Source organism: Calothrix sp. PCC 7507 (assembly GCF_000316575.1).
GTDB lineage: Bacteria > Cyanobacteriota > Cyanobacteriia > Cyanobacteriales > Nostocaceae > Fortiea.
The window spans coordinates 2,322,216-2,333,819 of record NC_019682.1 but is presented as its reverse complement, the minus strand read 5'-3'; the positions used below and the strand labels follow the sequence as shown (position 1 = coordinate 2,333,819).

Annotated in this window: 7 protein-coding genes; 3 read left to right on the top strand and 4 right to left on the bottom strand. The window is 43.3% G+C overall.

All coding sequences use genetic code 11. From position 1 onward, the window contains the following. Positions 1–756 precede the first annotated feature (756 nt). The 3 genes from CAL7507_RS10155 to CAL7507_RS10145 all read left to right on the top strand — a co-directional run bounded on the left by CAL7507_RS10155 (position 757) and on the right by CAL7507_RS10145 (position 5,679). Positions 757–3,030, top strand: coding sequence for a PP2C family serine/threonine-protein phosphatase (locus CAL7507_RS10155; RefSeq protein ID WP_015128376.1), 2,274 nt, complete (start codon positions 757–759; stop codon positions 3,028–3,030). Positions 3,031–3,330: 300 nt separating this feature from the next. Beyond that, positions 3,331–4,917 (top strand): CHAT domain-containing protein, encoded by a 1,587-nt coding sequence (locus CAL7507_RS10150; protein ID WP_042342035.1) that lies wholly within the window; start codon positions 3,331–3,333, stop codon positions 4,915–4,917. Positions 4,918–5,058: 141 nt separating this feature from the next. Next, entirely contained in the window at positions 5,059–5,679 is a 621-nt protein-coding gene (locus CAL7507_RS10145) for a hypothetical protein (RefSeq protein ID WP_015128374.1), read from the top strand. A gap of 246 nt (positions 5,680–5,925) precedes the next feature. Here CAL7507_RS10145 and CAL7507_RS10140 read toward each other — a convergent pair whose 3' ends face one another. The 4 genes from CAL7507_RS10140 to CAL7507_RS10120 form a co-directional block, all read right to left on the bottom strand. Continuing rightward, positions 5,926–7,293: a PrsW family glutamic-type intramembrane protease gene (locus tag CAL7507_RS10140; RefSeq protein ID WP_042342033.1), complete on the bottom strand. Its 1,368-nt coding sequence runs from the start codon at positions 7,291–7,293 to the stop codon at positions 5,926–5,928. A 649-nt stretch (positions 7,294–7,942) separates the two neighbouring features. After that, on the bottom strand, positions 7,943–8,395 hold the full coding sequence (locus CAL7507_RS10130; protein WP_015128371.1) for a nitrate reductase associated protein: 453 nt from the start codon (positions 8,393–8,395) through the stop codon (positions 7,943–7,945). Positions 8,396–8,463: 68 nt separating this feature from the next. Continuing rightward, a complete protein-coding gene (locus tag CAL7507_RS10125; RefSeq protein WP_015128370.1) occupies positions 8,464–8,922 on the bottom strand; it encodes a phosphate-starvation-inducible PsiE family protein in 459 nt (152 codons plus the stop codon). Between the two features lie 367 nt (positions 8,923–9,289). Continuing rightward, complete coding sequence (locus CAL7507_RS10120; protein ID WP_042341266.1) at positions 9,290–11,527, bottom strand: molybdopterin oxidoreductase family protein; 2,238 nt, start codon at positions 11,525–11,527, stop codon at positions 9,290–9,292. Positions 11,528–11,604 lie beyond the last annotated feature (77 nt).

The following is an 11,604-nucleotide window of genomic DNA, read 5'->3' as shown; positions in this document are numbered from 1 at the left end:
AGCAGAATTATTTTTATGCTGTCTCAACTGCGATCGCCATGCTTGCTAGAGTTTTGGCTATCGATAGCGCTTAAGAGAGAATAAGCTCATCTTCAAACGCTTAAGTGTAATTTAGTACAACTTGGCATTTTAGTTTAACTTCATGAGCCTATCTTACCGTAAAATTTAGATTGGAAATAAATATAAATTTTATAAATTGAAAGCGATGGGAAACTGCATCCCCGGATTTCGTCCCGCTCCGAAGACAGTGGGTACAGAGGGTATAGTCGCCGACATGAGGTATAGGGTATAGGGCATTGGTAATTTTTCCCCACACTCCATGCCCAAAAACTCCATCCCCTTGTGCCTGGAGTTTTTTATTATTGGCATATCTTAATGCTTAATTAAAGTTCATTGTTACCTAGCAACTTATAAACTAAGAAAATGCTAAGATTACCCACTTCTTGCTGAGGGGGTAATTAACCAAAAGCAAACACTATTATTGTGCAGAGGTTATGCTTTGGTGACAGAGTTAAAGTTAGCGGCACTGGCTGTGGAAAGACATAGAACAATAGAAGCTATGATGAGGCTGTAGGGTTGATGGAGGAGCATGTTCTTGGGATTAAGTAGATTAATAAGTATTAGCACCTGCTGGTATTTGCCAGCTAAAATCATGATCCAAAGTTGGATATGTCGAGTTCAAGAAACATGAGCGGTCTAAATTGCCGCTGCCAATACAGTTAAAGAAATTGCCAATCGCTGATCGGTGCGAAAACTATGGAAAATGATGCGGCAACGCTCTACTGCCCAAATGAACATTGTCAAGCTTCCAACCCCTTAACCCACAAGTTTTGTCAGCAATGCCGCACACCCCTACCCAAACGTTACCTGTGGGTAGAGGCAGAGGGCTTGAGTGTCGCTAGCCCTGGAGAAATATTAGCTGATCGCTATTTAGTTATTAGTAAATCAGTAGTTTTAGATACCAAACCTGGGTTTTTACCCCAAATGCCTGAATTAGAGAATTTACAGGCAATCAAACCCTACCTAAGACTAATCCCTTACAGGTTACACATACCACAGGTATACGGTGTACTGCCTTTGACCGATGGACAGTCCCAGAAGGACGTATTGCTTTTAGAAAGGCCACCTCTTGTAGCCGATGACACAGGGCAGGAAGTACAACTGTGCAGCCAGTTAACCACCGCCTGGGGGAATGCCACATCAATTCGCCAAATTAATTGGCTGTGGCAAATAGCTCATCTGTGGCAACCCCTCTGGGATGAAGGGGTGGTATCTAGCTTACTCGATCCATATCTCTTGAGGGTAGAAGGGTCGTTAGTGCGTTTGTTGGAATTACATTCTGACCCTGAACCAGTACCAAACTTACCCCAACTGGGAGAATTTTGGCTGCAGTTGTTACCAGAGACAAGACCAGAGGTAGCAGAATTTATTCAAAAAATTAGTAATTCTCTAATTAAAGAAGAAATCCGCTCAACTGAGCAATTAATTGCCGTTTTAGATCCAGGATTAGCAGAATTAGGTCGTTCTCAAAAGCCTACCATCAAAATTTTCACAAAAACTGATACTGGCCGCACTCGCCAACGCAATGAAGATGCTTGTTACCCTCCCAGTGACATTTTAGTCAGCAAACCTCCCCAACCGTCAGCTTTAGCGATCGTCTGCGATGGCATTGGCGGACACGAAGGCGGTAATGTAGCATCAAATTTAGCAATTGAAACTATTCAACAACAGCTACAGCAACTCACAAAAATTCCTGCAGATCATATAGATCCCTTGCAGCTGATCGATGATTTAGAAAAAGCGGTGGCAAATGCTAATGACAAAATTAGCCAGCGCAACGACAGCGAAAATCGGCAAGGACGGCAACGTATGGGTACAACCTTGGTGATGGGTTTGCCGATCGCCCACGAAATGTATATTACCCATGTGGGTGATAGTCGCGCCTATTGGATTACACGCCACGGCTGTTATCAAGTAACTCTAGATGATGATGTCGCTTCTCGTGAGGTGCGCTTAGGCTATGCTGTCTATCGTGAAGCCATCCACCAGAGTGGCGCGGGATCGCTGATACAGGCTTTGGGAATGAGTCCTAGCACCTCATTACATCCCACTACCCAAAGGTTTATTCTTGATGAAGATGCGGTTTTTCTGCTGACATCTGATGGTTTGAGTGATTTTGACCGGGTAGAAGAATATTGGGAAACAGAAATCTTGCCAATTTTGACAGGGGAAAGCGATGTTGCCAACGTTGCTGAGAGATTGATAGAAATTGCTAATGATAAAAATGGACATGATAATGTCACGATCGCTTTAGTACACTGTCAAGTCAAACATGTAGAGCCTGGGTCAAATCTCACAGCAGTCATTCCTGAACGGTTTGCCAACCAGACTGTTGATACCTCGAGAAAAGTTCCAGACACCATCTTAGGTAGTGGTAGCCAGAAGACGAAAGTAATTCCAGACAATAAGCCTGCGGGAAGTTTTCAATTACCACTACATTTGATCGTTCCTTTGATATTGGTAGCCGCTGCCGCTGCCCTGGGATACTGGGTGAAAGAAGTGCGATCGCCTGCAGCGAAAACTCCAACTCCTGTGAGTCCATCCCCCACTTCTCAGCCAAATGCCACAGTTACGCCAGATGTCACAGAAGTACCAGTGCGATCGCTTGACAATCTCGCTCAAGGGTGGGTGATTCAAACTACGAAAGATATCAAACTGGCAAATCAAGCAACTCTCTCTTCTGGCACTTTTTTACAAGTTATTGAAATTAAACAAAATTCCAAAGCTGCTGGAGTCTCGTTAGTGCGTTTACGACTATGTCCGAATCCAAACACGCCTAAACCAGAAGTTTCCCAGCCAATTGAATTCGTTCAATCGCAACTCAAACGCTTTGGAAATGAGAATAAAGTCACTGTCTTGCCAGTGGGAGAAAAAAGTTTATGTGATGATCTTCCCCCATCACCAGCCAGCAAATCTCCTGCACCAACTGCACAAAATGGTACTAGTGTAACTGGCCCCGATAATAGATAAATTGGCACAACTTAGGTGCATTCTAATAATCAATTTACCATAGCCTTTGGTTTCGACTCCGCGCTGTGCCCTCCATCGTGCGAGATCTTCAGGGCACAACTACTACTTGGTATTTTAATTTACCTAATAAACCCCGTAAGTAAACCGTATAAGAATGTAACTGGGTAGATACTCCATAAATTGGTAAAACCTGAAATAATACATAATAATCAAAATAAGCAACTCACAACGTAGAAATCCTCACCTTGAAAAATTACTATTTGAAATTATTTGTATTTACCTTGTAGTTGAATGAATTCATTGCCATCCCTAAACTTGGCGATCGCTCGTCTGATCAATACTGGCACTGATAACTTCGCCATTTGGGTGGTTAAGGCTCCCTATCCCAGTGGTTATGTTCTCCATGACTGTGTGTGGCCTAGTGAACTAACTGAAGTGTGCCACGAATGGCAGCAGATGTTTGCTGGTCATACTCCCTTAAATATTCCCCCAGGAGCAAAGCCTACACAGTCGAATAATCTACCACCGATAAACTTAGTCCCGCCCTCTCAAGGTCAGACTGCGGGTTACAGCAGCCGTCTAATGCAATATTTAGGGATTAGTTTGTGGCGCTGGTTATTTGATGGACAAATTCTTGGCAGTTTAGAACGCAGTCGTGGTATTGCTATGGGTCAGCGTACACGTTTGCGCTTTCAACTGGAAATTCGTGACCCGGATCTTATCGCCTTACCTTGGGAAATTATGCAGCGGGAGCCTGGTCAATCGGCGATGTCTCTCTCCCAAGATTTGGTATTTAGTCGCACCACCAGTGAAGTTGAACCCCTGCAACATTTGCGAACATCCCAAGCTTTAAACATCCTGCTGGTTTTAGGAGCAGATGCAAAATTGCAACTGGAACAAGAAGCGGAAATCTTAACACAAGCCTTAGCACATGGTGGGCCTGTGGGGAGTAACTCTCAGGCTTATGCACCCTGTATGGTGAAAACACTACTGCAACCAACCCCACAGGAACTAATCCAAGAGCTAGAAACTAAGGTATATAATGTCTTCTTCTACGCTGGACATGGTCTGCCAGATCCAGATGGTGGATTGTTGTTTTTGCGCCCAGGTATGACGCTCAATGGGATAGAATTAGCGCAAGTCTTGACCCGCACTGGTGTGAAACTCGCAGTTTTCAATGCTTGTTGGGGGGCGCAACCAGCGGCTGTGAATAAACAAGCTATACCCCATAGCAGTTTAGCAGAAGTACTAATTCGTCATGGAGTACCCGCTGTTTTGGGAATGCGTGATCAAATCAACGATCGCGAAAGCCACAGTTTTATTCAAGCTTTTGCTGAAGCTTTGCGATCGCGCAAACCAATTGATGAAGCTGTGGCAGAAGCTAGGCAAGAATTATTAACAATCTATAAATTTAATCAACCAGCTTGGACTTTGCCAGTTCTTTACTTACATCCAGACTTTAATGGTGAACTGATTAAAAGCTTTGATGAAAGTAATACAGAATTACCTGATACTACAATTCCGAGTGTAATTTCTCAGGTACCTAAAGGTTCTTTGCGATCGCTTTCCCCAGGCGGTCAAACTTGGTCTTTACGTTCTGGTGTCACCCGCATCGGCCGCACGAGAGATAATGATATTGTCATCCCAGAACCTTCAGTTTCTAGAAGTCACGCTGAAATCTTATGTCGGAATACTTTCATCGGCACTACGCCGATGCGAACTTATTATCTGGTAGATTTGTCTACCCACGGTACAACCTGGTTCTTAGGCCCTAATGGTTGGCAACAAATCCTCCGTGAGCAAGTAGCATTAAAGCCAGGGATGCAATTAAAGTTTGGTAGTTCGACGAGGGGTGATATTTGGGAGTTTATGATTGAAGATTGTTAAATCATTGGTGACTGCTGACTGTTGACTGTTGACTGTTTCCATTTAGCCTTAACCAGAAATAAAATTAACTTTTTTTGCGGAAATCTGATACTGAAATCTGTAGTTGTCAATACCGTGAAATAATTAGCCAGAAGGTGAGAAATGACTAACAAAATCAATGCTTTAAACACTTTGGAATCTTTGCAATCTTCAGTAGAACTAGATTTATTAGCTGCGCTGCTCGAACCAGAGGATGCTACTTATCCCTGGAATCCAGCTGATCCAGAATCAGAAGCTTATTTTTCTGAGCTAGAACAGCAGTTTATGATTGACGACTTGTTAGATTCATCAATAGCGACGCGATCGCAAACTTTTTACACCCAACTGGACAATCTCTGGTCTGGGTTTCCCACAGCTTCTGTGGTAGCTAGTATTCAAGAAACCTTGCAAACAGCTTTTGCTGCTGGTGTCCCCCACGGATGGCTAGATGCGATCGCCCAAAAAGCTACGGCAATTTTTGCTTCTGAACAATCAATTGGTGACCAACTGGTGCAGTGTGTTCAGTCTGTGCTACCGACTTGGGGAGTAGAAGACCTCCTAGTTCTAGCGCGTCCATACGCCTACGCCATGCGAAGTAACGAATCACAAAGCTTGGCATCCGTAATTAATAATTTGGGGAACCGTGATTGGGCAGATTTATCAGAAATTGAGCAAGCAAAGGTTAGTTTAGCGATTTCTTACTATGCTTTGACACAACTAAATGGCTCTCAGTCGGAAATCTAAGTTCAATGTCTGATCTCATAGCTTGAATTCAAATTTCAGTTTCAATTCAGGAAGCTATTTAGTTGTACCTGCATATGGCGCTTGCATTGTAAGTCTCAAGATTTTGCTACAAGTTGTTTTTGAGACATGATTATCCAAGCATAATTAAGACTATAGGTGGATGCCTAGACTGGCCACATCTACCATAAGACATAAAAAGCAGTAAACAGTGACCAGACTGATAACTGATAACTGATAACTGATTTGTTATTTAGGACCGAGAAAGCGGGTCGCGAAATTTTGCGATCGCGTCGGTGACAGAGCGCGTGCCTTCAAAATAGCTGCCATCAAAAAGGCATAAGATAATACCCCAACCACTACTAATAGCAAAGCATTGATTGATCCGGTGGCGTTCCACAAAGCATGAAGTGCCGCAGCGCTCACATAACCAATGGGCAGGATTTGCCAGCTTAAGCGTGGTTTGAGTACAGCCAACCCGATGAAGTATCCCAAATAGCCACTATAAGCCATGTGTCCTGCCACAGAACCGAGAATGCGGGGAATCAGCAATTGCAAACCTACTAATTGACCAGTCCCTACATCCGCTTGTTGAGCGACATTTTGAGTAATCACTGGCACATACTGCCCTAGAGTTTCCAAGAGCGTGAAACCCACAGCAGAAGCTGTTCCCAAGAGAATCCCATCTAGAGGTTCCCAGACACCTATACGTTCTCGCCAAGGTGAAGGTAATCCAACGGCGATTAAATATGCCCCCAACACAGGTAATGCTTTCAGTAATTCCTCCATCAAACCAGCGCCAAAAAACATCCGCACCAGCAATTCTGTAAAAGTGATGGAATCTTGAGATGCGGGGAGATTTCCTGGCAAAACGCCACGAAACACGAAAATAAATAAATCTAACAAGGGGCTTTTTAAAATCAGCGTTGTCGTCAATGCCACAGCTATTAGCACCCACCAAGGTTTCTGTTTACCACACAGTTGGTAAACAAAGTAGTAAGCGGCGAACGCTATGTAACTGGCAACAATCACTTGATTGGCTTGTGGTTGTCCTACCGTAGCAAACATTAATACTACGAAGACCACAGTGAGAATACCTGGTATGAGATAAGCCTTACGAGTTAAATCTTTGCCAGTAGAAATAATCGGAAACAGTTGAGTGAAGCTGACAGAATCAGGCTTTGATTGCCCTTGGGGAGTTCCTGCTGAAGGCAATGCACTCACTGGTCTGGACATGATGGTAGCTGGGGAGATGAACTCTGTTTCAAACAAGAATTGCGGACCATCAGCGCCTAAAGAAATGCGATCGCCTGGGTGTAATTCCTGACAACCCTGTAAGGGCTTACCATTTAAAAAAGTGCCATTGGCACTATTCAAATCACAAATTACCCAGCTAAATTTATTATCTGGAGATGGAGAGAGGGGACGAACCACCGCATGACGACGAGATACCATCCGATACATCATGGCATCCAAGACAACTTGACAGCTGGGGTCGCGTCCAATTACCACCTCTTTACTGGGGAGCAGCGAGTAGCGGGATTCTGACCTCAAAGTTGCCCCATTACCAGACACTAGCCGCAGAAATGCATTATGTCTTGCGTTTTTGCCTGTCATCGAGTTCAAGTGCGTGTCTAAGCTAATTATTAAAATACTTTGGCAGTAGAACTTAAGTTTAGCCAAATCAACAGCAGCATTGCTAAATACAACTATAGCTTCACTCACAGGTCAGAAATTCAAAATTCCCTAGAGTTAAAATTAAAATTGTTTTACCCCATGTTCACAAGCATTCTGGCTGATGGAATACTTCCATCAGGTTTGTTTGTCAGGTTAATAAATTTATCGAGTTCTGCCGTTAAAAATTCTTGCTGCCCTAGTGCAACAAAGCAAAAGTCAAAAGTCAAAATTTAAAAATTAAAGGGAAGAACACTTATACTGTAAGCTTTTGACCTACTTTAGATGGTAGCTTGATTTCTGATATCACGTACTAATGCAAATTCAATGTATAGTAGTTTATTAAATATTAGTAGTCTTGACCACATTTAATTGAATTCAAAAAATCTAAAATCGTCAATGGTGTGTAATGATTTTTCCTGACCACTAACGATTTTAAAGCTGGTAGGCTTAAAGGCAGTACTCAATTCACCCAGCATGTTCAGAATATTCTGCCAGCCACGGGGGATGAGCAGGCCAAGCCGGTGCTGAAACCCCTGACCTAACCGGAGGCGTAGCATCTCCAGAGCCACTCCTGGATTTTGACTCCTTTTTATACTAGATGAAATTCTGCGATCGCTCTGGGAAAGTTTTGATTTTCATGTCCGGAACGGCTGAGTTTAATCAGGACGAAACGCTGTAGGGGAGTTAAATCTACCCACTGTTGCAGTGTGAGTGTGACACCTATTTCTTGAACTTTCTCTTGCAGGCTAACTGGTACATTAGTAGAGTCCATCCAGGTGGGGTGAGGCTCTATCGATAGGCTTGTAGCTGGTATACCTGTGCGTTGTAAAATCAACTGCTGGAGATACTTTCGGTAACTTGTAATTTCTGCTTCTGTATCACAAGGTAACTCGAATAAATTTTCCCGCTCGATGAGAGTCATGTGGTTCCAATCGGACAATTTTAGCTTGATACCGCAGGTATCTAGTTTGTAGCGTACCTGCATGGGTATACAACGTAGAGAATTAACAAAATCTGCTTCAAATTCAAAAAAAATACCCATAAAAACTAATTAAAATATCGCTTTAAAATTGCCTTTGTTAATATAATACTGCATGATTGCTACCTTAATTATCGTGTATGTCGAGAATTACTTAAACGAATCACCATATAACTAACTGATAGGGCAAAAACAGCAACTCCTAAGCCAATAATATCAATTCCTGATACCTTTTCTAAATCAAGAATAATTATTTTTCTAGATACAGCGATTAAAGAAGTTACGATAACTAACTCTACTTGCACAACATGTTTTCGCAAATAAGCAGTGATGTTTTCTAAAATTTCTAGAGCAATTAAAATATTCAAAAATAACCCAAATATTTTAAATAATGTCGTGTTGAATTTGCCATAGGGTGTTGTGAATAATTCTTTAGCTAGGAAGACTGCTAAATCAGCAAGGGCGACTAAAATCACTACCACCATCAACATGGATAATGCTTTGGAAACTAGCACCTCTATGTTTTCGATGATGTGCATAAAGTTCTCGTCTTTAAACGAATCTATAATTCTTCTGGGTAGTTTCTTCATCTGCGACACCCTATATTTAAGTAAAAAGGTAAAAGAAAAATCCTGTAGATAAATCTAGAGGATTTTCATAGGCAATAGGCAATAAGTAGAAGGGTTATAGCCTAGCTCACTTTCTTCACATAGTTTGATTTGATTGTGACGACTTAAGTTAGTCATAATCAAAAGTATAGATGCTATGAATAGCATCTGTACAATCGTCAAAAGCAATCATAACTATTGGCTAAAAATTATTGACAAAATTACTAATTTACTGATTGAGGTTATACCTGGTACAGCGCGGCGTAAATAAACATACCATTTCAAATGGCGCAAAAGCCCAGAATACAATTCTTTTGACTTTTGACTTCCGCCTTGCGGTACTAGCAGCTTACCATTGTGAGGACTGGAGTTGATAACTATTGACCGTAGCTTCTTTAGAAATTAGCACTAGTTGGACTGCACAGGCTTTTAATTCTGGTTGGAGTGAATCGGGGCAAGATTCTGAATGAGTGAGGGCGTTGGCTTCGGCGTCTTTTGCCCATAGAGTACCCCAATGCATCGGCACAAACACTGTACCAGGGGCGATCGCTTTTGTAACTTTAGCAGGAAATTTAGCTTTACCTCGACGCGATCGCACTTCTACCAAAGAATTGTCAGAAATCCCTAATTTAGCAGCGTCACGGGGATGAATCTCAATAAATGGTTGGGGATGCATTTGGCGGATTTTTTCAATTCGGCCGGTGCGGGTTTGGGTGTGCCAATGACCATAAAGTCGCCCATTTGTCAATACAAAGGGATAATCAGGATCTGGCGGCTCTGCCAAACCCCGCGAATGATATGCGCCAAATCGGGCCCGTCCATCAGGGGTGTGAAAGCGCAAATCGGTGTAGAGTCTTTTTGAGTTATGAGTGCTGAGTGCTGAGTGCTGAGTTGATTCTTGAGACTCAGCACTCAGCACTTGGTACTCAGGACTTTTGGAGGGACATGGCCATTGCATCGGGCCTGTGGCTAATTTTTCATGACTGATACCCGACATGTCACAGGGACGACGGTGAGTCAATTGGACAAACTCAGCGTAAACTTCAGCAGAGTTACTAAAAGCAAACTCTTTGACAAAGCCTAATCTCCGTCCTACTTCGGCGAATATCTCCCAATCGGCTTTGGCTTCTCGTGGCGGTTGGCGGAACGCTTGACACAAAGTTACCACCCGTTCGGAGTTGGTCATCACGCCAGTCTTCTCACCCCATTGGGCTGCAGGGAGCAACACATGGGCGTAAGCAGAGGTTTCTGTGGGATAATAAGCGTCTTGGTAGATAGTGAAGGGCGATCGCAATAATGCCTTTTTAGTCCGCTCCAAATCTGGCATACTCACAGCTGGGTTAGTAGCTGCAATCCACAGTAACCCAACATTTCCCTCTTCTAAACCAGTGATCATATCCCAAGCCGTCATCCCTGGATGGGGCGAAATCTTTCCTGGCTTTAGTCCCCAAAACTTCTCAACTTCTGCTCGATGTTCGGGATTTTTTACCAAGCGATAACCGGGTAACAAATGCGCCAAACCCCCGGCTTCCCTTCCTCCCATTGCATTCGGCTGTCCGGTGAGTGAGAAAGGCCCAGCTCCAGGCTTACCAATCTGTCCGGTCATCAGATGCAGATTAATGATAGTTCTCACCTTAGCTGTACCTTCACTTGATTGGTTCACACCCATCGACCACAAAGACAGCACCCGCTGGGATTCTCCCCAATAACGCGCTGCTGTTTCTAAATCTGCAACACTAATCCCACAACGATGAGCCACGATATCGGGAGAATAATGACGAATCACCTCAGCGTATGCGGGAAAGTTGCTAGTACAGTCGTCAATGAACCCCAGCTCAATGTGCTTCCCACGCATCAACAAGTGAGCAATCCCATTCAATAAATCAATATCTGTCCCAGGACGAATTGCTAAATGTAAGTCAGCGGCTTCTGCGGTTGGTGTGCGACGGGGATCAACTACAACCATTTTCACTTTGCGATTTTTTTTGTGGTACTTCGCCAAGCGGTTGAAAACAATCGGGTGACATTCGGCGGTATTCGTACCAATTAAAAATGCACAGTCAGTTAACTCCAAGTCGTCGTAACAGCAAGGTGGCCCATCCGCGCCAAAACTTTGAATGTAGCCAGATACAGCACTAGACATACATAACCGAGAATTGGCGTCAAAATTATTGCTTCCCAGACATCCTTTCATCAATTTCTGGGCGATGTAATAATCTTCAGTTTGAAACTGACCGGAACCATACATACATATGGCTTCTGTTCCTTGGTTAAAGCGTACTGTTTGCATACGCTGTGTGATCAAATCAAAGGCTTCATCCCAACTAACACGACGAAACTCCTGATCTAAAGAGTCTCGCACCATTGGGTAATGTAATCTATTTTTATCTAAAGATTCGGCGATCGTTGCACCTTTGACACAAACCATACCTTGACTGGATGGATGTGCTTTGTCACCCCGCACCCGCCAAGTGGGAGTTCCTTCACTGTCTCTGTTAGTTGCTTTGCCAAGTTGGGCTGGGGGGGAAACTTCTAGTCCACAGCCAACGCCACAGTAAGGACAGAGGGTTTTGGTAAATTCACTCATATTTTTTGGCTCGCGCATAGGCGCAAAGAATAATGCTAGTAAAAATAGAAGCTATTAAGGATATTTATGATTTGTCA

Coding starts and splice junctions, on each gene's coding strand:
- CAL7507_RS10140 (WP_042342033.1), bottom strand. CDS start 7,293: ATGACAGGCAAAAACGCAAGACATAATGCATTTCTGCGGCTAGTGTCT.
- CAL7507_RS10145 (WP_015128374.1), top strand. CDS start 5,059: ATGACTAACAAAATCAATGCTTTAAACACTTTGGAATCTTTGCAATCT.
- CAL7507_RS10130 (WP_015128371.1), bottom strand. CDS start 8,395: ATGGGTATTTTTTTTGAATTTGAAGCAGATTTTGTTAATTCTCTACGT.
- CAL7507_RS10125 (WP_015128370.1), bottom strand. CDS start 8,922: ATGAAGAAACTACCCAGAAGAATTATAGATTCGTTTAAAGACGAGAAC.
- CAL7507_RS10120 (WP_042341266.1), bottom strand. CDS start 11,527: ATGAGTGAATTTACCAAAACCCTCTGTCCTTACTGTGGCGTTGGCTGT.
- CAL7507_RS10155 (WP_015128376.1), top strand. CDS start 757: ATGGAAAATGATGCGGCAACGCTCTACTGCCCAAATGAACATTGTCAA.